The 24,394-nt window shown below is 63.3% G+C and carries 16 protein-coding genes; 3 read left to right on the plus strand and 13 right to left on the minus strand.

Annotation, left to right across the window (positions count from 1 at the left end):
• Positions 1-119 precede the first annotated feature (119 nt).
• The 3 genes from preA to NKJ37_RS28365 all read right to left on the minus strand — a co-directional run bounded on the left by preA (position 120) and on the right by NKJ37_RS28365 (position 3,658).
• Entirely contained in the window at positions 120-1,433 is a 1,314-nt protein-coding gene (gene preA / locus NKJ37_RS28355) for an NAD-dependent dihydropyrimidine dehydrogenase subunit PreA (protein ID WP_027035003.1), read from the minus strand.
• 2 nt (positions 1,434-1,435) lie between these two features.
• Complete coding sequence (locus NKJ37_RS28360; protein WP_023813204.1) at positions 1,436-2,800, minus strand: NAD(P)-dependent oxidoreductase; 1,365 nt, start codon at positions 2,798-2,800, stop codon at positions 1,436-1,438.
• Between the two features lie 120 nt (positions 2,801-2,920).
• Positions 2,921-3,658: a gamma-glutamylcyclotransferase gene (locus tag NKJ37_RS28365; RefSeq protein ID WP_128303445.1), complete on the minus strand. Its 738-nt coding sequence runs from the start codon at positions 3,656-3,658 to the stop codon at positions 2,921-2,923.
• 165 nt (positions 3,659-3,823) lie between these two features.
• Between NKJ37_RS28365 and NKJ37_RS28370 the strand changes: the two genes are divergently transcribed.
• On the plus strand, positions 3,824-4,600 hold the full coding sequence (locus NKJ37_RS28370) for a VOC family protein (RefSeq protein WP_128303444.1): 777 nt from the start codon (positions 3,824-3,826) through the stop codon (positions 4,598-4,600).
• An 81-nt stretch (positions 4,601-4,681) separates the two neighbouring features.
• Here the strand turns inward: NKJ37_RS28370 and NKJ37_RS28375 are convergent, their stop codons facing one another.
• Positions 4,682-5,170, minus strand: coding sequence for a hypothetical protein (locus NKJ37_RS28375; RefSeq protein WP_206517306.1), 489 nt, complete (start codon positions 5,168-5,170; stop codon positions 4,682-4,684).
• A 200-nt stretch (positions 5,171-5,370) separates the two neighbouring features.
• On the opposite strand from NKJ37_RS28375, the gene NKJ37_RS28380 reads away from it, so the two are divergent.
• Positions 5,371-5,763: a DoxX family protein gene (locus NKJ37_RS28380; protein ID WP_128303442.1), complete on the plus strand. Its 393-nt coding sequence runs from the start codon at positions 5,371-5,373 to the stop codon at positions 5,761-5,763.
• A gap of 112 nt (positions 5,764-5,875) precedes the next feature.
• Here NKJ37_RS28380 and NKJ37_RS28385 read toward each other — a convergent pair whose 3' ends face one another.
• Positions 5,876-8,302: a GcvT family protein gene (locus NKJ37_RS28385; RefSeq protein ID WP_128303441.1), complete on the minus strand. Its 2,427-nt coding sequence runs from the start codon at positions 8,300-8,302 to the stop codon at positions 5,876-5,878.
• A 57-nt stretch (positions 8,303-8,359) separates the two neighbouring features.
• Positions 8,360-9,898, minus strand: coding sequence for a trimethylamine methyltransferase family protein (locus NKJ37_RS28390; RefSeq protein WP_352775997.1), 1,539 nt, complete (start codon positions 9,896-9,898; stop codon positions 8,360-8,362).
• 215 nt (positions 9,899-10,113) lie between these two features.
• Between NKJ37_RS28390 and NKJ37_RS28395 the strand changes: the two genes are divergently transcribed.
• A complete protein-coding gene (locus NKJ37_RS28395) occupies positions 10,114-10,704 on the plus strand; it encodes a transglycosylase SLT domain-containing protein (protein ID WP_352441157.1) in 591 nt (196 codons plus the stop codon).
• 87 nt (positions 10,705-10,791) lie between these two features.
• On the opposite strand, the gene NKJ37_RS28400 is transcribed toward NKJ37_RS28395, so the two are convergent.
• The 7 genes from NKJ37_RS28400 to NKJ37_RS28430 form a co-directional block, all read right to left on the minus strand.
• On the minus strand, positions 10,792-11,229 hold the full coding sequence (locus NKJ37_RS28400) for a TA system VapC family ribonuclease toxin (protein ID WP_023813212.1): 438 nt from the start codon (positions 11,227-11,229) through the stop codon (positions 10,792-10,794).
• Positions 11,226-11,453, minus strand: a complete 228-nt coding sequence (locus tag NKJ37_RS28405; RefSeq protein ID WP_023813213.1) for a ribbon-helix-helix domain-containing protein — start codon at positions 11,451-11,453, stop codon at positions 11,226-11,228. Before NKJ37_RS28405 ends, NKJ37_RS28400 begins: the two co-directional genes overlap by 4 nt.
• A 118-nt stretch (positions 11,454-11,571) precedes the next feature.
• The gene (locus NKJ37_RS28410) at positions 11,572-13,920 is read right to left on the minus strand and encodes a dipeptide ABC transporter ATP-binding protein (protein ID WP_128303439.1); all 2,349 of its coding nucleotides are present in this window, start codon (positions 13,918-13,920) and stop codon (positions 11,572-11,574) included.
• 67 nt (positions 13,921-13,987) lie between these two features.
• Positions 13,988-15,145, minus strand: coding sequence for an ABC transporter permease (locus NKJ37_RS28415; protein WP_023813215.1), 1,158 nt, complete (start codon positions 15,143-15,145; stop codon positions 13,988-13,990).
• Positions 15,146-15,157: 12 nt separating this feature from the next.
• Positions 15,158-16,192, minus strand: coding sequence for an ABC transporter permease (locus tag NKJ37_RS28420; protein WP_027035014.1), 1,035 nt, complete (start codon positions 16,190-16,192; stop codon positions 15,158-15,160).
• A 228-nt stretch (positions 16,193-16,420) separates the two neighbouring features.
• Entirely contained in the window at positions 16,421-18,073 is a 1,653-nt protein-coding gene (locus NKJ37_RS28425; protein ID WP_352441159.1) for an ABC transporter substrate-binding protein, read from the minus strand.
• Positions 18,074-18,339: 266 nt separating this feature from the next.
• Complete coding sequence (locus NKJ37_RS28430; protein ID WP_352776003.1) at positions 18,340-24,393, minus strand: translocation/assembly module TamB domain-containing protein; 6,054 nt, start codon at positions 24,391-24,393, stop codon at positions 18,340-18,342.
• Position 24,394: the final 1 nt, after the last annotated feature.

Genomic DNA, 24,394 nt, shown 5'->3' on the forward strand with positions numbered 1-24,394 from the left:
ACGAACAGGATGGAAACGAATCTCCATCCTGTTCGATAGGTCTTACCAGATCCTCATCCAGCCCAACTTAAGTGAACTGCATTAGCTCGAAAGCGCCGCTCTTTTGTTGGGGTAAGTCCCTATTCCGCAGCCACCTTGGCCATCGGATTGTTCGGGTGCGTCGTCCAGTTGGCATAGACCGGCGATACCGGCCTGCCGGTGCGCTGGTCCATCACGCCTGCCGCCAGCGGTTCCATGGTGATGCAGTTCTCGACCGGGCAGACATTAACGCACAGATTGCAGCCGACGCATTCGGCCTCGATCACCTCGAAGTGCCTGACGCCGTCGACCATGCTGGTGATCGCCTGGTGCGAAGTGTCCTCGCAGGCGATGTGGCAGCGGCCGCATTTGATGCAGGCATCCTGGTCGATACGCGCCTTGGCGACGTAGTTCAGGTTGAGATACTGCCAATCGGTGACATTGGGCGTGGCGCGGCCGACGATGTCGTTGAGCGAGGCGTGCCCCTTCTCGTCCATCCAGTTTTCGAGGCCCGCGATCATTTCCTGCACGATCTTGAAGCCATAGGTCATTGCCGCCGTGCAGACCTGCACATTGCCGGCGCCGAGCGCCATGAATTCGGCAGCATCGCGCCAGGTGGTGATGCCGCCGATACCGGAGATCGGCAGGCCGCGGGTTTCGGGATCGCGCGCGATCTCGGCCACCATGTTCATGGCGATCGGCTTCACCGCCGGGCCGCAATAGCCGCCATGCGAGCCCTTGCCGTCGATTGTCGGCTGCGGCGCGAAGCTGTCGAGGTCGACACCGGTGATTGAATTGATGGTGTTGATCAGCGACACCGCGTCAGTGCCGCCGGCATGTGCCGCCCGTGCGGGCTTGCGCACATCGGTGATGTTGGGCGTCAGCTTGGTGATGACGGGCATGCGGGTGTTCTGCTTGCACCAGCGCACCACCATTTCGATATATTCCGGCACCTGGCCGACGGCGGCACCCATGCCGCGTTCCGACATGCCGTGCGGGCAGCCGAAATTGAGCTCGATGCCGTCGGCCTCCGTCTCCTCGACCACCGGCAGGATCGCCTTCCAGGCCTCCTCGACGCATGGCACCATCAGCGAGACGACGATGGCGCGGTCGGGCCAGTCCTTCTTGACCTGCTTGATCTCGCGCAAATTGACCTGCAGGTCGCGGTCGGTGATCAGCTCGATGTTGTTGAGGCCGAGCAGGCGGCGGTCGGCGCCCCAGATCGCGCCGTAGCGCGGGCCGTTGACGTTGACCACCGGTGGGCCTTCCTCGCCCAGCGTCTTCCACACCACGCCGCCCCAGCCGGCCTTGAAGGCGCGGATGACGTTGTAGGCCTTGTCGGTCGGCGGCGCCGAGGCCAGCCAGAACGGATTTGGCGATTTGATGCCGACGAAATTGTTTCTGATATCTGCCATGCTCATGCCCTCCCGTTCGAGGTCAGTGCCCGATTGATGCTCTCCGCAGCGTCGCGGCCTTGCGCGACCGCCGAGACGGTCAGGTCGTCGCCACCGAAGATGCAGTCGCCGCCGGCCCAGACCCTGGCGAGAGAAGTGCGCCCTTCCGCATCGACCTTGATGCGGCCGGCTTCAAGATCGATCGACGCACCGCTGCCATTAAGGGCGACCGGCACAAAACTCTGTCCAATCGCCTTGAACACCTGGTCGGCAACGAGCGTCAGTGTCTCGCCGGTGCCGGCAAGCCTGTCGCCGTTCAGCGCCGTGTATTCGAGTTCGACGGCGGTGACCTTGCCGCCTTCGGCGATCACCCGCTTCGGCTGCAGCCAGTGGCGGATGCTGACGCCGTTGGCTGCCGCCAGATCCTGTTCGAATTCGGAAGCGTTCATGTGCTCCTGGCCGCGCCGGTAGCAGATCGTCACCTCCTCGGCGCCGAGCAGCTTCGACTGTACCGCGGCGTCTATGGCCGTCATGCCTCCACCGATGACGACGACACGGCGGCCAACCGGCAGGCCGGAAAGGTCGCTGGCCTGGCGCAGTTCGGCAATGAACTCGACCGCGTTGATGACGCCGTCGGCCTCCTCGCCATCAGCACGCAGCGCGTTGACGCCGCCAAGGCCCATGCCGAGAAACACCGCATCGTAATTGCGGATCAGGTCCGACAGCTGGTAGTCGCGGCCGAGCGCCTTGCCGTTCTGGATGTCGATGCCGCCGATCGCGGTCACGTAGTTGACTTCGGCTTGGGCGAAATCGTCGACACTCTTGTAGGCGGCGATGCCGTATTCGTTGAGGCCACCGGCCTTCGCGCGCGCTTCCAGGATGGTCACGTCATGGCCGTGGCGGGCGAGCCGGTGCGCGGCGGCAAGGCCGGCCGGCCCGGCGCCGACCACGGCGATTGTCTTGCCGGTCGGCTCGGCGCGCGGATAAAACTGCTTGTTCTCGCCCATGGCGACATCGGTGGCGTAGCGCTGCAGGCGGCCGATCTGCACCGGCTTGCCTTCCGCCACCTCGCGCACGCAGACTTCCTCGCACAGCGTTTCGGTCGGGCAGACGCGGGCGCACATGCCGCCCAATATGTTCTGGTCGAAGATGGTCTTGGCCGAACCGATCGGATTGCCGGTCGAGATCTGGCGGATGAACAGCGGAATGTCGATCGAGGTCGGGCATGCATTCATGCACGGCGCGTCGTAGCAGAAATAGCAACGATCGGATTCGACCAGCGCCTCGTGGTGATCGAGCGGCGGATGCAGGTCGGAAAAATTGTCCGCATACTGGTCGGCCGAGAGCCTGCCGCCCGCAATGCCTTCCCTGAATTGGCCTTCTGGCATCGTCAGTTCCCCATGTTTTCTTTTGAGGAAGGCTAGCACGTTTTATTTTTTTATCAATTGGTCAATTTTCGGCGCAAGCCCCTGAAAAGGCTCGACAATAACATGATTTTTTTAGTCATGTTATTGGAGGCGAGGGCCACTTTTCAGTGCGCGCGAATGGCCGGGTTCAAGCTTACAGCCATGAATGGTCTTGACCTCGTCGGCTACCAGTTGCTGCAGCCGCCACAGATTGCGGTCATGGATGCCGAATTCCTCGAGATGGCTGACCGTGTTGTAGAGATATTCGGCGCCGGATCCAATATGCCCGCAGGCTCTGGCCAGCACGCTCGCCACTCTGTCCAGCGGCTGGTTCAGCGACGTTCCCCTGCCCTTCACGCCGACCCAGAAGCCAAGCGCGCGCAGCGTACCTTGCGGCGTATGCACCGGCAGCCACCGGACCGTCTCGATGCTTTCGTGGTCGCTGATCTCGCGTCGCAGCAGCCTTTCGATCTGCGCCGGCTTTTCGCCCTCCGGCAAGCGGTAGATCACGCCGTTGCAGCGTCCGCCCCGTTCGAGCGCCATCATCAACCCCGGCTGCTCGGCGCTGCCCCGCCAACGCACCATGTCGAGGCAAAAAGAGCGGTGCCAGCCAAAGGCCGTGGCGAGCTGTTGCTCGACCGACTCGAATTCCGGCTTCCAGATCAGGGACCCGTAAGCGAACACCCATAGTGGTCCCTCATCGGCTTCATTGGACAGCCGCAAGGCAAGGGTGCGGAAATCCTCGTCGTTCATGTCTGTCCAACTCGGGTCCGGGCCGGGATCGGCCTCTTCCCGATGGCACAGTGCGACAAGCTCGGGCGTGAGCGACATCAAGCGCATGGACGACAACCCCTCATCACCGCAGAGAAATCGAAAACCAGAGCTCGCGCAACCAGGGAACGCTTGGCACACACACCCATTGTTGTCCGGGCGTGTCGGATTTCCGTCGTGAGGATCGTCCTAAGATGGACGACGATCGATCCATGAAAGGTGAGGAGACCGAAAATGCCGAAAACCCCGATGCCCTTCTTCTGGTACGAATTGATGACATCAGATCTCGACGCCGCCGAGGCGTTCTACACCCAAGTGGTCGGCTGGACGGCGCAGCCCTTCGATAAGGCACCCGGCATGCCGCGCTATATCGTGATGAATGTCGGCGAACGTGGCGTCGGCGGACTGATGACCTTGCCCGAGGATGCCGCCAAGATGGGCATGCCGCCTGCCTGGCTTGGCTATATTCACACCAAGGATGTCGACGCCGCCACGGCATCGCTGGAGAAAGCCGGCGGCACCGTTCACCGCCAGCCCGACGACATGCTGGGTGTCGGCCGCTTTGCCGTCGTCGCCGATCCGCAAGGCACGACCTTCATGTTCCTGCAGCCGAACGGTCCCGACCAGCCTGTCGTGCCGGCCGGCACGCCGGGCCACATCGGCTGGCACGAGCTTTATACGAGCGACTGGAAAGCCGCGTTCGATTTCTATTCCGAGCAGTTCGGCTGGATCGACGCCGGCGATTTCGACATGGGTCCGATGGGCACTTACCAGACTTTTACGGCTGGCCCCGAATCCGGCGGCGGCATCATGAACAAGCCGGAGCAGATCCCGGTGCCGGTCTGGCAATTCTACTTCAACGTTGCGGCCATCGACGCGGCCGCAAAACGGGTCACCGACAATGGCGGCAAGATCCTGATGGGCCCGATGGAGGTCCCCGGCGGCAGTTGGATCGTCCAATGCCAGGACCCGCAAGACGCGCACTTCGCCTTGATGGCGCCAGTCCGCTGACCGCGATCGAAAACCGCTGACACAAAGCGCGGGTTTTCATCAGACCACCAATGAAGGCCTCTACCCCTGCCTGGCGCCGTCTCATTCCGGCGCCAGCACCGCAACCTTCAACTCAGCTTTTTTCGCGCCGCTGAACTGGACGGTGGCCGGGCCGGGCGCAAGCTTGAAGCGCACGCTCTTGCGGATGCCAGGGCATGTTTTCACGCCACTATAGCCCGCCGACTTGATGGCCTGGCCATCCTGGATGACATCGATCCAGGCCTCCCCCGAGAGACTGATCTGGATGGCTCCCTCGGATGGCACTTCCACGCTGGCGACGGCCCCAAACGTGTCTGATGCCGGCGCACGTTCGGGCGCCACCGCAAAACCGGCTTTCTCTACCGGCACCAGCGCCAGGTCCGCAGCCGCACCAACCGCCAGCGCCGCTCCGGACGGCGCTGCCGGTGCCGCGGCAAACAGGGTCTGCTCCCGCGTCACCGGCCATTTGAAGGCCTCACAGCCGGCGTCCTCGGCCATGGCGAAGCTGGTGCCTGCGACGATCGCGAACAGGCTGATGACGACTTTTTTCATGGCAAGACCCCCACACATTCAGATTGTTGTACACGCATTAATACAACCATAGAGGTATTAATGCAACCCTGGCGAGAAACATTTGAAGGGAATTGGGAACATTCCCAATCACTGATTGTTGATGGCAAACCAGGGGAAATGAATGGTCCAATGCCGGGCGATAAACTATGGCCGATCCCGGAAGCTAAAGGGAGTTTTAGATGAAGCTTTTCGACGGCCTTGCCAAATATCAGCCGCAGGCACTCGGCATTCTGCGCATCGTGACCGCGCTGCAGTTCATAGAGCATGGCAGCCAGAAACTGTTCAACTTCCCCGTCAGCGCCGATCCCCACGCCCTTTCCGGGCTGACCATGACCGCCGGCATCCTCGAATTCGCCGGCGGCATCCTGCTGGCGCTGGGCCTGTTCACCCGGCCGGTCGCGTTCCTTCTGGCCGGCGAAATGGCGATCGCCTATTTCATGGCGCACGCGCCGCGCGACTTCTTCCCGGTCAACAATGGCGGCGATTCGGCGATCTCATTCTGCTTCATCTTCCTCTATCTGGTGTTTGCGGGCGCCGGCGCCTTCGCGCTGGACAACCGCCGCAGCGCCTGACGCCCAGAAGAAGGGGCGGGCCTAGTGCATGTCGCCCAAAAGTGCCCGCGGTTTTGGGACAACGACATGTACAAAACAGGAATCTGAAGCGCATCGGCGAAGCCGAAGCGCTTCAGGCACGCATCCGTTCGAAATTGGCGTCGAAAAGCGGCACCACCTGAATGCGCGCCGCATGGCGCTTGCCCAGCAGCTCGATTTCGAAGCCGTCGCTCTCATCGGCGATCTCCTTCGGCACATAGCCGATGGCGACGGATTTCTTCGAATGATGCGCATAGCCGCCCGACGTCACCCAGCCGCGCACCGCACCATCGAACCAGATCGGCTCGTCGCCAATGACATCGGCATCGTCGGCATCGACGATAAAGGCGCGCAGGCGCAATTTGCCGCCCAGCTTGCGCTCGGCCAGCGCCGCGGCCTTGCCGATGAAATCGGCGTCCTTGCCGTAAGCAACGAAGCGGTCGAGCCCCGCTTCCAGCGGTCCGTAGATCGGCCGGTACTCGCGCCCCCATGAGCCGTAATTCTTGTCCAGCCGCAGCGCATTGAGGGCGCGCGAGCCGAACAGGCCGATGCCGAATTCCTCGCTCGCCGCCATCAGCGCTTGATAGGCGGCGCGCTGGTATTCCGGCGTCACCCAGATTTCGTAGCCGAGATCGCCGGTATAGCTCACACGGCCGACCAGGCACGGCGCCATGCCGATATCCATCCGGCCAATGGCCATGAAGGAAAATGCCGCATTGGAGACATCCGAACGCGTGGCCTTTGCCAGCACATCCCGCGCCTTCGGCCCCGCGATCGACAAGCCGCTGAGCTTCTGGCCCAGCGCCTCGATGCGGACCGAGCCGTCGTCTGGCAGGTGCTGCTCGAACCAGCGCATGTGGTATTGCTCGGCGATGCCGGAGCCGGCGAGGAACCAGCCGTCTTCCCCCAGATTGGCCAGCGTGAAGTCGCCGATCAGCCTGCCGTCCTGCTTCAGCATCGGCGCCAGCGTCATGCGGCCGGGTTTCGGCAGTTTGCAGGCAAGCATCCGGTCGAGCCAGGCGGCCGCCCCCTCACCCGTCACCTTGTATTTGGCGAAGCTCGAAATCTCGGACAGGCCGACACCGTCACGAACCGTCGCGACCTCCCTGGCGACCTGCGTGAAGTCGCTCGAGCGGCGCCACGAGAATTCGTCCTTGACGCCTTCCGGCGCGTACCACAGCGGCACTTCCAGCCCATAGGCAACGCCCCATTGCGCACCCCCAGCAGACAGCAGATCATAGATCGGCGTCGTCTTCAGCGGCCGCCCGGCGGGCAACTCCTCATTGGGGAAGCGGATCGAAAAGCGCCTGGAATAATTCTCGCGCACCTTGGCGTTGGTATAGGCCATCGTCGCCCAGTCGCCGTAGCGCGCGACATCCATCGCCCAGATATCGGCGCCGGGATCGCCCTCGATCATCCAGTTCGACAAAGCGAGGCCGACGCCGCCGCCTTGCGAAAAACCGGCCATGACGCCGCAAGCGACCCAGAAGCCCGGCAGCCCGCGCACCGGCCCGACCAGCGGGTTGCCGTCCGGCGCGAAGGTGAAGGGGCCGTTGATGATCTGCTTGATGCCGGTGTTCTGGAAGGCCGGGAAATGGCGGAAGCCGACCTCCAGCGACGGCGCGATGCGGTCGATGTCCGGCGCCAGCAGTTCATGGCCGAAATTCCATGGCGTCTGGTATTCGGACCACGGCTTGTTGGCCTTCTCATAGGTGCCCATCAGCATGCCGCCGCGCTCCTGGCGCAGGTAAAGCTCGCCATCGAAGTCGACCGCGTGGATGATCTCGGTGCCGGTCTTGGCGTTCCAGGCGGCGACCTCCGGCATATCCTCGGTGATCAGGTACATGTGCTCCATGGCCAGCACCGGCAGTTCGAGACCAACCATGCGGCCGACCTCGCGCGCCCACAGGCCGCCGGCATTGACGACATGCTCGGCCACCACCTCGCCCTTGTTGGTGATGATGCGCCACAGCCCGTCAGGACGCCGCACAATGTCCTCGACCTTGGTGAAACGCTCCACTTCCGCCCCAAGTTTCCGCGCGGCCTTGGCATAGGCATGGGTGACGCCCGAGGGGTCGAGATGGCCGTCCTCCTTGTTCCTGACGGCGCCGACGAACTGCCTGGGGTCGAGAAGCGGCATCAGTTCGGCCGCCTCGTTGGGCGAGATCTCCTCCAGCTCGATGCCGAGATAGCGGCCCTTGGCGACGACGCCGCGCAGCCAGTCCAGCCGCGCCTCGGTTGCCGCCAGAAGCACGCCACCGGTCAGATGCACGCCGGTCGCCTGCCCGGAAAGCTCCTCGATCTCCTTGTAGAGGTTGATGGTGTATTTCTGCAGCTTGGCGACGTTAGGGTCGCCATTAATGGTGTGCATGCCGCCGGCCGCGTGCCAGGTCGAGCCGGACGTCAATTCGTCGCGCTCCAGCAGGACAACATCGGTCCAGCCGTGGCGGGCGAGATGGAACAGCACGGAGCACCCGACGACGCCACCGCCAATGACCACGACCTTTGCATGCGATTTCATGAGTTTTGCTCTGTTATCAGTGAGTTGGATGGGTGAGTGGATTCAAGCTGGGAACGATCACGGCTCGCCCTGCCCGATCGCTTCCTTGCGCCTGGCCATGTAAGCCTCCAGCGCCTCGCGCACGGCGATATCCATCACCGGCTCGACATAGTCTTCCAGCGCCTTCTTCCACAGCCGCGTCGCGCGCGCCGTCGCGTCGAGCCCGCCAGCCTCCTGCCACGCCTCGTAATTCTGCCAGTTGGACAGCATCGGCTGGTAGAAGGCGGTGGCGTAGCGCTCCAGCGTGTGCGGTTCGCCGAAGAAATGGCCGCCGGTCGGCACCGCGCCCAACGCCTCGACGGCGAGCTCGGCCTCATTGACCTCGATCGGGCGCAAGAACTCCATCATGTGCTGGATCATCTCGACATCGATGATGAATTTTTCGAACGACGCCGTCAGCCCGCCCTCCTGCCAGCCGGCGGCGTGGTAGACGAGGTTGCCGTGGCCGAGCACCGCGCCCCACAGCGCCATCAGCGTCTCATAGGCGCCCTGCGCATCGGCAGCGTTGGAAGCCGAGCCCGGCGTCGTGCGGTACGGAAGCCCGTAGCGCCGCGCCAGTTGCCCCGACGCAATGTTGGCCTTGGTGTTCTCAGGCGTGCCGAAGGCCGGCGCGCCGGACTTCATGTCGACATTGGAGGTGAAGGCGCCATACATGACCGGCGCGCCTGGACGGACAAGCTGCGTCAGCACGACGCCGAACAGCGCCTCGGCGTTCTGCTGCGCCAGCGCGCCAGCCAGCGTCACCGGGCTCATCGCCCCCATCAGCGTGAACGGCGTCACCGCCACCGACTGGCCGAACTCGGCCATGGTCATCAGTCCTTCGGTCATCATCTCGTCGAAGCGGCGCGGCGAGTTGACCGAGATGATCGTGGTGATGCCGGGATCGTCGCGCATCTGATCGAGCGTCAGCCCGCGCGAAATCGCCATCATCTCGATGCCGTCAAGCGCCCTGCCCCTCCCGATCGCCGAGACATGGAAACTCTTGTCGGTCAGCGTCAGATTGGTGAAATAGGTGTCGAGATGGCGGGAATTGGCCGGCAGTTCCACCGGTGCGCAGACCTGGTTGCCCAGCATGTGGATGCAGTTGAAATGCTGCGCCAACCGGGTCAGATCCGCATAGTCGCGCAAATTGCCGGCGCGGCGGCCGCGCTCCATATCGTGCACATTGGGCGGTCCGGCAACCAGCGTGAAATTGATGGTGTTGCCGCCGAGATGAACCGCGTTGGCCGGGTTGCGCGGCGTCAACACATAGCTGGACTGCGTGGTCTTCAGCACGTCTTCGACCAGGCCGCGATCGATGCGGACATTCGCCGAGGCATGATCGACTTTGGCGCCGGCCTTCTCGAACAGCGACAGCGCCCGCGGGCTCATCACCTCGATGCCGAGATTCTCCAATATGTGCATCGACGCCTGATGGATCTGCTCGATCTGGTCGGGCGACAGCATCGCCATTGGCGGATAGGGATTTGTCACCCGCCTGAGCGACAGTTGCGGGATGGCCGATGGCCCTCTGTTGCTGGTGCGCTCGGCGCCGCGTTTGCGTCTTGGTTCGTTCATGCCGGTATCAAAGCCCCGGCAAACCGGGCAAGCTGTCAGAAATACGTCGTCTGCGGGCGCGATTTTAGCCACGGCGGCATTTCTGCAATGTCTGTTTAGAAAAAGCGACGAAGTGCGTCGGATTATCGATACTGGATTTCCTTAGAGACTGCGCCGGCGAAGCGTTAACGGACGCCGCAAGATTCCCTTTATGATTTCGGCCTATTGCTCTGCCCATGCGTAGTTCGAGTTTTAGTAAAATTGGTGCGGTTTGCGTGCTGCTGGCGCTTTCGGCCTGCGCCACGCCGCCCAGCCACATCAACAATGTCTGTGCCGTCTTCGACCAGAATGACGGCTGGTTCGACAACTGGCAGTCGGCCGCCGAGCGCGCCCAGCAGAAATACGGCATCCCCGTTCCCGTGCTGATGGCGACGGTGCGCAAAGAATCCGGTTTCAAGAGCAATGCACGGCCGCCACGCACCAAGCTGCTCGGCTTCATTCCGTGGAAGCATGTCTCGTCGGCCACCGGCTTCTCGCAGGCGCTGGACGGCACCTGGTCGCAATATCAGCGCGAGACCGGCAACTGGGCGGCACGGCGGACGAAATTCGCCGACGCCGTCGACTTTGTCGGCTGGTATCATTCCAAGACCGCAGACAGGTATGGCGTTGCCCGCAACGATACCTACAACCTCTATCTTGCCTACTATCTCGGCTGGACCGCCTATGGCCGCGGCAACCGGGGCGATGCCGGCGTCCAGGGCTATGCCCGGGCCACCGACAAGATGGCGCGGGACTATGCGCAGCAACTGAGCGAGTGCGGCAACTGACTTTGCCGGAGCATTACGCAGCCAAGTGAAATCACTTGGCGCTGCGAAAAGCGATGTCGCCCCTCGAGCAGAAAAGATCTCAGCGATTCACTTGCTTGGGATCAGATGAAGGATTGCCTTCCCTGATTTTACCGCCGTCGTCGATAGCTTTCGGTCGAACGTCGCCAACTCGCCGTCATGCGACTTGGCCAGCGCCAGCAGATAACTGTCGGTTACTTGCGTCGAAGTCAGGATCTTGCCCGCGTCGATCTCTCTGGAACTGACAAGGCTAATGTCATCGGGCCAGAACTGGTGTCCGGCAAGTGCGTGCAATTTGCCGACGATCGGCGCGACGACGGCAGGGGAGCCAGGAGAGTTGGGGTATTTGGGGTTGCCCACGATCCTGATAACGCCATTCTCGGTGATGGGGCATGTGGCCCATGAGTGATGCCCGGTGGATTCGAACCACCGATGGGCATCGTCATGCGCGACATGAGCCGGATCGATCAGCGCAATCAACACATTGACGTCGAGCAGGAAGGTCACGGCAGCTCGTCGCGAAGCGCATTGACCGTTTCGAGATCGACCATCGGCCCGCCGGGCCGCGACGAAAGCAAGGGAATGCCGTTGCGCTCACCGCCCGCCTGCGGCCGACGCAGCGAACGGCGAACCAGATCGGAAATGACTTCTCCCACGCTGCGATCCTGCTGCCGCGCCATAGCCTTGGCGGCAAGAAGGACATCATCATCGATTGCAAGTGTCGTTCTCACAATTCGTCCTCCTTTCCAAGCATCAAACATCACGCATCACATAGAGCAACAGACTGAGATTCTCAAGGGACGCATGTTTTGCGCAGCATATGAAATTGATGGCATTGCCTGATGCCGGTCAGTTCGGTTTCCTAGAAACGCCCGGCTTTGGGGTATCGCCGGTTTCCGAAACCTCGTCGCGGACCTCGTGACGGCGGGCTTTCGAAACGGCTTCCGTCTCCTCGCCGGCCTGCCTCGCTGCATCGGCTTCCGCGCTGCCCGTCTTGCCGCGCGGACGCTTCGGTGGCGTGCCGGCAAAACCGGGGCCATCGCCATGCGGCGCGTCATCCGGCACGCCTTCGTGCGCGGCGTGCTCCTTGTCGAACTTGATCACCGGCTCCATCGTTGCCAGCACGTCGTCGGAGAGCCAGCACAGGCTCATATGGCCGCCGCCGAGATGCTTGACCGGTGGCACCTTGGTCTCGCACAGATTGTCAGGCACCAGCTTCTTGTAGCCGCAGCGGGTCTGGAACGGGCAGCCGGACGGTGGGTTCATCGCCGAGGGAATGTCGCCCTCCAGCACGATGTGCCGCTTGACCACGCTGGTGTCAGCGATCGGGATCGCCGACAGCAGCGCCTCGGTATAGGGATGGTAGGGCGGCGCGAAGATCTGGTCGGTCGTGCCTTGCTCGACAATATAGCCGAGATACATGACCACGACGCGGTCGGCGATGTAGCGCACGACCGACAGATCATGGCTGATGAACAGCATTGTCGTCTTGTTCTTGCGCTGGATGTCCATCAGCAGTTCGGTCACCGCCGCCTGCACCGACACGTCCAATGCCGAGACCGGCTCGTCGGCCACCACCACCTTGGCGTCGCCGGCAAAGGCGCGCGCCACGCCGATGCGCTGCTTCTGGCCGCCCGATAGCTGGCGCGGCTTGCGGGTTTCGAATGCCCGCGGCAGCTTCACCAGGTCGAGCAGTTCCAGCATGCGCTTGCGGCGATCGGCAACCGTCTTGCCGACATTGAACTTCTCCAGCGTGCGGATGATCTGCGAACCGACCGAATGGCTGGGATTGAGCGTGTCGAACGGATTCTGGAACACCATCTGGATCGACGACACCGTGTCGACGCTCCGCTTCTCGATGCCCGTCGACTGGATTTCCTTGTTGCCCAGCGTCACCGTGCCGGCACTTGCCGTCTCCAGCCCAAGCAGCACCTTGGCCAGCGTCGACTTTCCGCAGCCGGATTCGCCGACGATGGCAACCGTCTCGGATTCCCGCGCCATGAACGAGATCGTCTCGTTGGCCTTGACGACGCGGCCCTCGCTCGAGCCGAACACCTCGCTGCCGCCGACCCTGTAGTATTTTCTGAGATCCTCGATCTTGAGCACCGGAGCGCCGGGCACGACGCGCTCATTGACCTTCTTGGCGCCGGGCGGCAGCGCCTCCCAGTCGATCTCGTTGAAGCGCACGCAGCGCGAGAAATGGCCTTCGTGGCCCGCGACCTCGATCATCGGGATTTCGGCGGCGTTGCAGACGCCCTCGACGAAATGGTGGCAGCGAGGGCCGAAATTGCAGCCCTTGGGCCGCTCGTGCGGCAGCGGTAGCTGGCCGGGGATCGAAATTAGCGGCCGCGAATTCTTGTCTGCGCCGGGCAGCGGGATCGAGCGGAACAGCCCTTGCGTATAAGGGTGGCGCATCCGGTCGAACACGTCCTTGATCTTGCCCGTTTCGACCGCTTCGCCCGAATACATAACCGTGATGCGGTCGCAGGTTTCCAGGATCAGGCCGAGATTGTGCGACACGAAAATCATCGACGTGCCGAACTTCTCGCCGAGCCCCTTGACCAGGTCGACAATGCCGGCCTCCACCGTCACGTCGAGCGCCGTCGTCGGTTCGTCGAGCAAAAGCAGCGCCGGCTTCGACAGCAGCGCCATGGCAATGACGATGCGTTGCTGCTGGCCGCCCGAGAGCTGGTGCGGATAGGAGCGCATCATGCGCTCGGGATCAGGCAGCTTGACCGCGCGCACCATGTCAAGCGCGCGTTTATGGGCCTCTTCCTTCGACACCTTGTCGTGGATCAGCGGCACTTCCATCAATTGCTGGCCGACCTTCATCGCCGGGTTCAGGCTCGCCATCGGCTCCTGGTAGATCATCGCGATCTTGTTGCCGCGAATGGAGCGCAACTCCTCGTCGGAGAGCTCGCCCATGTCCTTGCCCTGGAACTTGATCTTGCCGCCGACGATCTTCCCGATGTTGGAGAGGTCGCGCATGATGCCGAGCGACACGGTCGACTTGCCGCAGCCGGATTCGCCGACGATGCCCATCGCCTCGCCGGGCATGACGGTGCAGGAAAAATCCATGACCGCCGGGATCTCGCCCTTGCGGGTGAAGAAGGAGATCGACAGGTTCTCGATCTCGATGATCGGCGCGTTGGCCGGCCCATTGGTTGGCGTCGCGGGATTTCGAACTGCCTCGTTCATGGGTCGCTCCAATCCTGGTTCTTCTAGGCCTGTTTCTATCAGGCGCATCGGGTCGAAACCCGCGAGATCAGTCTTTCATCGATTGTTCGCGCAGCGAGTCGGCGAGCAGGTTCAAGCCCAGCACGAACGACATCAGTGCGATCGTCGGCGGCAACGCCGGGTGGATGAAGGAGCGCAGCAGGCGGCTGGCGTCCTTGATCGCAGTGCCCCAGTCCGGACTTTCCGGCGCCAGGCCAAGGCCGAAATAACCGAGCGTGCCGAGCAGGATCGTGGTGTAGCCGATGCGCAGGCAGGCGTCGACGATCAGTGGCCCGCGCGCATTGGGCAGGATCTCCCATAGCATGATGTACCAGGGCGATTCACCGCGCGTCTGCGCCGCCGCCACATAGTCACGCGTCTTGATGTCCATCACCAAGCCACGCACGATGCGGAACACGCCGGGGCTGGACGCGAACACCACCGCCACGAAGATATTGAGCTGGTTGGGGTCGATATGCACGATCTTCAGCGGATCGGCGTCGAAGACCAGGCCGGCATAGATCCAGCCGCCGAGGATCAGGGTGATGCCGAGCAGGATGTAGAGCCGGTCGGGCCGGTTTTTGTAGCGGGTCCAGAACAGCACGCTGAAGAAGATGATCGGGAACAGGAAGAAGACGCCGGCCATGCCATAAGGGATCGGCGTGTCCATGATGCCCGGCGTCACCAAAAGGTAGAACAGCAGGATCACAGGGAAGGCCAGCACGAGATTGGCCAGGAACGACAGCACGGTGTCGATCTTGCCGCCGTAGTAGCCGGCGGGCAGGCCGAGCGTGATGCCGACCATCAGCGCGAAGCCGGTTGCCGCAGGCGCGATGATCAGCACGATCTGGCTGCCATAGACCATGCGCGAAAACACGTCGCGCGCCAGCTTGTCGCCGCCGAACAGATAGGTCAGCCCCGATTTCGGTTCGACGGCGCCCGGCAGCACATCCTTCATGATGGGAATCTGGGCCAGCGGATCGAAGGGAGAAACGGTCGCGGCGAAGATTGCCGTGAACAGCCAGAACAGGCAGATGCCGACGCCGACGATGCCGACACCGCTGTCGAACAGCTGGCCGTAGAGCGCCAGCTTCTTCTTGTAGGCGAAGCTCGCGCCCATGACGATGACGAGCGCGATCCAGACCGGCCAGAAGCGCGACAGCACTTCGAGAACGACGGTGAAGCCACTGATGTATTGAACCGGCATCCGCTTCGCTCCCTACTGAACTCTGATACGCGGATTGAGAAATGCGTAGCCGACATCGGAAATGAGCTGCGTGATCAAGACGATGAACACCGAGACCAGCGAGCAGCCGAGCAAAAGGTCGATGTCGTTGTTGCCGGCCGCCTCGACCAGCGTGTAGCCGAAGCCCTGGTAACGAAACATCACCTCGACGATGACGACGCCGGTGAGCAGCCAGGGAAACTGCAGCATGATGACGGTGAACGGTGCGATCAGCGCGTTGCGCAAGGCATGTTTGACCACGACGCTGCCGAAGGAAAGACCCTTCAACCTGGCAGTGCGGATATATTGCTGCGTCATCACTTCGACCATCGAGGCACGCGTCATGCGGGCGATGTAGCCGATGCCGTAAATCGCCAGCGTCATCACCGGCAAAGTGAAATTATAGAAGGTGATGCCCTGGCTGGCCGAAGCCGCCGAGCCGTTCAGCCAGCCTAGCCATGAGGCGAAGATGACGGTGAAGATGACGCCCGACACATATTCAGGCGTCGCCGTCGAGGCGATCGATGCCACCGACAGCACGCGGTCGGTTCGCGACCCCTCGCGCATGCCGGCCAGAATGCCGATCAGCAGCGAGATCGGCACCATCACCACCAGCACCCAGAACATCAGGATGCCCGTAGCGCCAAGTGCCGGAAACAGTTTTGAGGCGACGGTCGCCTTGAACTTGGTCGAGCAGCCGAAATCGCCCTGGAAAACGCCGGCGAAGGTCGGCACGAGTGGATCGTTGCAGAAGGAGAAACGCTGCGCCGGCTTGCCGGTCGCCGGGTCTGTCACAGGTTGCTTGGGCACCACGCCCAACCACTGCCCATAGCGGACGAAGAAGTTCTGCCGATAGCCATGATTGACCAGCCAGCTCTCGAGCTGCTCGGCCGACGTATGCATTTCGGTCTGACTGATCGCCAGCTTCTTCAGATTGGGTTCGAGGTTGATCAGGAAGAAGACGACCATGGTCAGGCACAGCATCGTCAATGCCATGGTGCCAAGACGCCTGATAACGAAGGAAAGCATGGCGGCCCCCTGCCGATGGGTTGGGGTTTGAGCCGGCTATGAAAGCCAACCCTACCGTGACCGGCGGGGCTGGCTGTCAAACAGGCCTTCGGATGCGATCAACCCTGTTTTTGTTGCATGGCCTTGCCCGCGAGTCCGCAACTTTTTTGAGAAAGTGCGGACCAGCAGGGACGGACGATGCAAAGAGCGGGGGAAGGGAGCGAGCCTCTTCCCCCAATGCCGGTGCGATCAAGCCTGGTCGAGCCAGATCTTGCCGTAGTCGCGCTCGAAGGTCGGGTGCATCTTGTAGTTCTGCACCGCCTTGACCGAGTGGCTGTAGAGCTTGCGCCAGTACGGCTGGATCATGATGCCGGAATCCTGCAGGATCTGCTCGATTTCCTTCATCATCTCCTTGCGCTTGGCGGCGTCGGCAACGGCGAGCGCCGCATTGAGCTTGGCATCCCAGTCCGGATTCGACCAGCCGGCCTCGTTCCAGGCCTCGCCGGTGCGATAGGCGATGGCCAGAACCTGGACGCCGAGCGGGCGCATGTTCCAGTTGGTCATCGACAGCGGATACTTCGTCCAGTCGTTCCAGAACGTCGAACCCGGCAGAACGGTGCGCTTCACCTTGATGCCGGCGTCGCGCAGCTGGGCGGCGATCGCATCGCCGGTGTTCTTGTGCCAGTCCTCATCGACGGTGATCAGCTCGTGTTCGAAGTCGGCCTGGCCGGCTTCCGCCATCAGCGCCTTCGCCTTGGCCGGATCACGGGCAACCTTGGGCAGCTCGTAATATTCCGGATGGATCGAGCAGACATGGTGGTTTTCGGCGACCGAACCGGCATTGCCGTAGCCGAGCTGCAAGACGACATTGTTGTCGACCGCAAGCTGCAGCGCGTTGCGCACCTTCTGGTCGCCATAGGGCTTGTTGTTGACGTTGGTGCGGCAGACGATGGTCGACGCGGTGACGATCTCCGACTTCACCAGGTCCATGCCGTCGAGGATCGACACATAGTCGGCCGAAGTCTCGAAATTGGTGTGCACTTCGCCGGCTTCGAAAGCGCTGACCATGGCTGCCGGATCGGTGCCGTAGTCGATGAATTCCAGGCCATCGAGGAACACTTCGCCATCCCACCACTTGTCGTCGGTGCGGCGCTTGTAGACCACCTTCTGACCGACATCGTAGGAGACGAGTTCGAACGGACCGGTGCCGATCGGGCAGGCCTTGAAGTCGCCGCCCTTCTCGTCGAAGGTCTTGTGGACGATGAGGCCGGGATAGTCGCACATGTTCGGAATCAGCGCGATGTCCGGCTTGGTGAGCTTCAGCACGACCGTGTGGTCGTCCGGCATGGTCACGGCGCTTTCGTCGAGCTTGTCGTCCTTGACCAGCGAGCCAAGACGGCCTGGCATGGAATTGCCTTCGGCTTTCTTGTCGGCCCAACGCTTCAGGTTGAAGACGACGTCGGCGGCGGTGAAGGCATCGCCATTCGACCAGGTGACGCCCTTGCGCACATGCAGCGTGTACTGCGTGGCATCGTCGTTGACGTCCCAGCTTTCCAGCAGATAGGGGCGGAACGTGTATTCGGACGTGTACTTGACCAACGGCTCGAGCGCCTGGCGCTCGGCATTGGCGATTTCCGACCAGTCGGCCTTGCGCGGGTCCTTGGGATCCTTGATCCACTGGGCGATCTTCAGCGTGCCGCCCTTCTTGCCCTTTACCTCTTCGGCCTTCGCCGGCGTCGGATCGGCGAGCCCGAGCAAGCCGTAAGCCATTGCCGTCGATGCGCCGAAGACGCTGGCCATGGCCAGGAATTCGCGGCGGTCCACCTTGCCTGCCTTGGCTTCTTCGGCCATGGCCAGGATGTGATCCGGAACGCGATCGCCATTACTCTTATAAATTGTCATGACTTAACTCCCATTGTTGGCTTTCCGCCTTTTAACATTCCGCATCCAGGCCATGATGTCAAAGACGGCGTGGATTGAGAACATGTTAGGGAATGTGCAACTTTGAAAGGGGAGCGGTTCGCGTGATAACGACAGTCTTGGCGCAAATTTGCTACTGTCCGATGGATTCTTCTGGAATCTCGATAGTCGATTAAACTGAGACATTTACTCCAGCCCGAACAGCGCCAGAATCGATCCATCATGAGGCCAAAAGCCCTGCCGAATTATCAGTATTCCTTCTCGTAGAAGATGCCGCCCTTGGCTTCGCCGGCATCGTTGGCCTCGCCGCGCAGCTTGACGCCGCGCCCGACATTGAGGTCGATCGTAGCCTTGCCCGAGCCCGGCTTGTCGCCCTTCTGGATCGTGACATAGGTGCGGTCGTTGAGGTATTTGCCCGCCGAAACCGCCGTGCCGCCCTGGTCGTCGGTGGTGACGTCGAGATCGTCGACGCCAATGGCGCTGCGCAGGTTTTCCAGAAGCGACGTCGAGCCGCCGACGCCGGCCAGTTGCCCGGCGGCCTCGGCTAACTGGGCGATCTGCAGCGGCGACAGGTTCGACATCGAGCGGCCGAAGATCAATTGCGCCAGCACCTCGTCCTCGGGCAGCGCCGGCACCGAGGAGAAGGTGAACTTCGGATTGGTCGCTTCGCCCGACACCACGATGGTGACGGTGGCGCTGGTCGTCGTCGTGGTCGCCGTCAAATTGAGATAGGGCACCAGCGAGCCGGAAAACCCGACCGTGCCTTCGGTGAAGGTCAGCCGCTTGCCGAGGATCGACAGCCGTCCGCGCTGCAAGGTGAAGGTGCCGACCGCTTGCGGCGACGAGGCCGGGCCGGTCAGCCTGAGCGAGCCGCCAAGTTCGGCATCGACGCCCCTGCCCTGGATGAAGATCTGGTTCGGGGCGTTGACCGTGACATCGAGCGCAAGGCCGCTACCGCCGCCCTTGCCGCTGGTCGTCGGCGGCCGCAGCGCCGTGTCCTGTGCCTTGACCGCAGCTGGCGCGTTCTTGTGCTTGACGTCGAGCGCCGCCAGCGAGCCCGGCAATTTGTCCGGAACCGTGATCACCGTCTTGGCGAGATTCACGGTGCCGGCAATGACCGGTGCGGAGGTCAGCGGTCCCTTGATCGTCAGGTCGCCCCCGAGATTGGCGGTCACCACCCTTCCGTCCGTATAGCGGCCGTCGACCAGCTTGATCGACAAATCGGCCGGAAAACCCTGCGCCGGGTTGATGCCGACCGTGCCGCTGGCCGACAGGCTGCCGCGCGTCGACAGCGTTCCGGTCAGCCGGTTGATCCTGGCGACGCCGCCGGCAATCGTGACATCGGCGGCGAGATCGTTGACGGCGAGGCCGGAGCGCGCATCGACAAGGCGCGCACCGGAGGTGCTGACGCTGCCGCCGATGACGGGCGATGTCGCGGGACCGCGCACCTGCACGTTGACATTGGCCGTGCCCGTCAGCGACATGCCTTGCGCGGCGAGCTTCTGGCTCAGCAGGCCGAACGGCACGGCGCCATTGAAGTCGAGCACCAGCGCCGGCGTGCCGGCCGTCGTCACGGTGCCGCCGCCCTTGAGGCCAAGGCCGGCGCCATCGCTGACATTGGCGGTGAAGGCCAGCTTGTTGGCGGCAAAGGTGCCGGACGAGGAAACACTCACCGCCCCGACACCAGCGCCTCGGGTCTGCGATGTTTGCACGCCGGCCGCATCGATATTGAAGGCGACCGCAGGGCTGGCCGGCGCACCCGTCACCTTCACCGTGCCCGAAATCGAGCCGGCGGCGTCGAGGCCGGCCGAGAAACTGTTCGCAAGCGACATCGGCACCCGCGCCAGCGTCGCGTTGATGTCGAGCGCCGTGCCGACCTTGCCGGTTACCGTCGCCGTACCACCGCCAAGGTTGAGCACCAGCCTGTCCAGCGTCGTCGTGCCATTGGCGATGCTGACGGTCGAGGCTTGGGCAATGGCCGCCTTGATGCCCTGGACGGTCGCCTGGCCGGAGGCAAGCTCGATGGTCGTCGTGCCGTTGGCCACTTTCACGCGGCCAGCAGCCTGTGCCGGAATGCCCTTGACTGTGGCGCCGCCGGAAAAACCGGTCCAGTCGCCGTCGCGCTTCAAATCGACATCGATGCCGCTGATCACGGTGCCGCCCGACGTGACGGTGTCGGCGCGGATCTTTCCGGAGATCACGGGCGCCGCCAGATAGTTGGCGACCAGCGCATCGATCGAGACGGCTTTCGCCTGCAGGTCGCCGCGCGTAATCGACGCTGTCGCCGCCTTGATGGCGACCTGGGGTGCTGCGCCATTCTTCGAGAAGGCAATCGTGCCGCGTACGTCGCCTTCGGCCTTTTCCAGCGCCAGTGCCGCCAGCGGTCCGATATCAGGCAGGTCGAGCGCGATGGTGCCGACCGGCACGAACTTCTCGTCCAGTGCCAGATCGCCTGAAATCCTGTTCTTGCCGAGCGACAGCAGCAGCCCGTTGATGGCGCTCTTGCCGTCAGCCGTCGCCAGCACCGCGCTGCCTTGCAGCGCCTGGCCGGCGACATTGCCGGTCAGTTGCACGTTGGCTGCCGGATTGGCGGCATCGGCCTTGCCGGTGGCGGTCAGCTTCAACCCGGTGATCTCTCGCGCCGCCACCAGCAGCCTGTCGCTGTCGACCGTCAGTGACAGGTCCGGCGCGGTGGCCGGCCCCTGTGCCTTCAACGCAAAGGCGATGGCGCCCTTGGCATCCTTCGACAGCAGAGAGATGTCGCTCAGCGCGCCCTTGATGTCGGCGGCCACCTTGTTGTCGGCAAGGCTGGCTTGCCCGTCGGCAGTCAGCGCACCCGAGGTCAACTTCAATCCGCCTATGTTGATGCTGCCCTTGGGATCGCGCTTCAGCGTGGCGCTGATCTCAGCGCGTTCGCCAAGCATGCCGCGCGCCGCCGCCGGCAAGGCCGACGATGGGGCATCCGCCTTCAGATTGAGGTCGATGGCACCGTCTCGCAGCGATACCTGGCCGGCGACCTGGCTGTTCAACGCATCGCTCTTGAGCGAGCCGCTGTCGATGGCAAACAGGTCGGCCGTCAGGCGGCCGCTGACGGCTGCCGTGACCTTGCCGGCGATCAGCGGCGCGATCACCGGATTGTCGAGACCGACCTCGTCCACCGACACTGTGCCGGAAACCGGCCCTGCACGGTTCTTGAGATCGAACGCATCCGAGTGCAACGCCAGGGCAAGCCCCTCCACCCTCGCCGGACTGGTGACGATCGAGGGCAGGATCGCGGAGATATCCAGGCGGGCCCGCGTGCTCTCGCCCGCCACCTTTGCCGACAGCGACTGGATCTCGATCTTGACCGGACTCTCGGCGCTGCCGACAGTCAGGGGCAGGCTGGGGCCGGATGATATGAGATCCAGCGCAAAATCGCTAGCGCCGTTCGGGTTGAGGGTGCCGGCGGCCTTGCCGGAAATCTTGTCGCCGGTCAGCGTCGCCTGATCGAGCATCACGCCGCCGGCCAAGGTGTAGCTGCCGGCCGCATCGACGGCGAGCAGCCCGAGCCCGGCCTGCCGGGTCTGGCTGGTTTCGATTCCGGTCAGTTGCGCATTGAAGCGGACATCGGGAGCGGCTGGCGGTCCGGTCACACCAGCCGTGCCGCTGAGCGTGCCCACAGCATCGAGGCCGGGCGAAAATTCATTGGCGAGCGCCGCGGGCAGTGCCGAAAATTGCGCCGCGAGGTCGAGCGTCTGACCGGCAGTGCCCGACAGCGTCACCGAACCGCCGCCGACATCGAGAGCCAGTTTCTCGATGCTGGTCGTGCCGTTGGCGATGCTCATTGTCGACGCCTGAGCGATTGCCGCCTTGATGCCGCGAACAGTGGCTTCGCCCGAGGCAATCTCGACGCTGGTCGTGCCGTCGGCGATCTTCACCCGGCCGGCAGCGGTTGCCGGAATGCCCGCTATGGTGGCGCCGCCGGTGAAATTGGTCCAGTCGCCATCGCGCTTCAGGTCGACGCCGATATCGCCGATTTCGGAGGTTCCCGAGGTGACGCTGCCGGCCTTGATCGAACCGGCGATCGCAGGCGCCTTGAGATAATTGGCGATCAGCGCATTGACAGTGATGGCCTTGGCCGTCACCTCACCGCGCGCGATCGACGTGCTCTTCGCATCGATCGCGACCGAGGGTGCGTCGCCCTCCTTGGCAAAGCGGATGGTGCCGTCGATGTCGCCCGTCACTGCCTGGCCGGCAAGTGCGGCCAGCTGGTCGATAGCGGGTGCATCGAGCGTCAGCGTGCCGAGCGGCATGAATTTGTCGTCGAGCGCGAGATCGCCCGAGACCTTGTTGTCGCCCAGCGAGACCAGGAATCCGTTGATCGAACGCTTGCCTTCGCTCGTCACCAGCGCTGCCTTGATGTCGAGCGGCTGGTCGTTGACGGAGCCGGTCAGCGATACGTTGGCGGCGGGACTGGTGATATCGGCCTTGCCGCTTGCCGTCAGCTTGATGCTCTTCACCGTGCGGCCCGATGCCGTCAGGCTGTCGCTGTCGGCGGTAACGGTGAAATCCGGCGCCGTCATGGCGCCACTTGCCGACAGCGCGAAATCGACGCCACCGGCAACCGGCACGCCGACTGTCGGCGACAGCACGGAAACGTCGCCCAATTTGCCCTTGATGTCGGCCTGGATGTCGGTGCCTTGCATGCTGGCCGTGCCGGCGGCGCTGAGCGTGCCGGACGTGAACTCGATCGAGTTGGCGGCGAAAGACCCTTGCGGGTCGCGGGCCGCGCTCGCCGAGAATTTCACCCTAGCGCCGAGCACCGAGGCGATCTGCGGCGGAAAGGCCGTCGCCACGGCATCCGCGTTCATCTTGAGCTGCATCGACAGGTCGGCAAGCGCCACCGTCGCGGTCAGCGAAGCGTTGAGCGCGTCGGAACGCAGCGTGCCCTGGTCGATGGCAATGGCGTCCTTGCTGACCGACCCGGCCAGGTCGACATCGATCTTGCCGGTGATCAGCGGCGCCAGCGTCGCCACGTCGGTGTTGAGGCCGCCCGCCTCCAGCTTGACGGTGACCGGCCCGGCGCGGTTCTGGATGTCAAAACCGTCGGAATGGATCTGGGCCGCCAGATCATCCAGCCGCGTGCCGCCGGCGACGATGGAGACGAAGGAGGCGCCGACGTCGATGATCGGCGCCTTGCCGTCGCCGAAGGCGCGGGCGGTGGCATTGCTGATCGCCAGCGTGATCGGCTGCGCCTTGCTGCCGACGCTGATCACCACGGGCGGCCCCTTGGCGGCGAGTTCGACCGAGAGGTCGCTGGCGCCGGCAGGATCGACAATGCCGGTCGCGGTGCCGTGCACCGCATCGCTGTCGATGTTGGCGCGGTCGACACTGACGCCACCGGCCGATGTGGCGGTGCCGGCAATGTCGAAACTGGTCTTGCCGGCAAACAGCGGCTTGAGATTCTCAGGCAGGAAGCGAGCGAAATCGCCATCGCCCTTGGCCTCGATATGATTGCCCTTGTCGGTCAGTTGGTGGCGACCCGTCAGCTGGGTGACGATCTTGCCGTCGACCGAGAACGTGCCGATGCCGTTCCAATTGGCGAGCGGCCCGGTGCCCGAGACATTTATGTCGACCGGCGGCGTGTCGGGCAGCTTGAGCAGGTTGGCGATGATACCGCCTGCCGGCTCCGAGGCCTGGAGGTCGAGATCGAGCCTGTTGTCCGCCGGCGCAAAGTGGATCTTGGCGTCGACATTACCTTGCTTGCCGTCATGGCGGGTGATGTAGAGCACCGTCTCGACCGCCAGTGGCGCGGCATCGGCCTTGACCGATCCCTTGGCCGCAAGCTCTGCGATGCCGCTGCCGGCCAGTTGCTGGCCAAGCGCGATCTCGGGCAGATCGATCTGCTTGATGTCGATGGAAACCGGCAGCGTCGTCGTGCCGCTCGGCGCCGGCTGTTGCGTGCCGGCCACCGGCAGGCGGGCCAGTTCGATGCGCTCGGCAGCGATACGGTCGGCGCTGAAGCTTTTCGACAGCAGCGCCAGCGGCGACCAGTCGACGGCCACCTTGCGCGCCACCAGCCAGGCGCCCTCGCGATCCTCCAGCACGACATGATCGACGCTGAGCGCCCCGGACCAGATGCCGTCTATGCCGCTGACCGTGATCTTGCGGTCGTCGTTCGAGGCCAGCCGCGAAATGATGCCGGCGAGATTGTCGCGGCCGCGCTCGGTCTTGGTCAGCATCACCAGCGCGCCGATCGCTCCCGCAACCACGATCAGCAGCGTGTAGAGAACAATGCGGAGGATGCGCCAGACTGTTTTCATC

This window comes from Mesorhizobium sp. M0140, assembly GCF_040322475.1.
GTDB lineage: Bacteria > Pseudomonadota > Alphaproteobacteria > Rhizobiales > Rhizobiaceae > Mesorhizobium.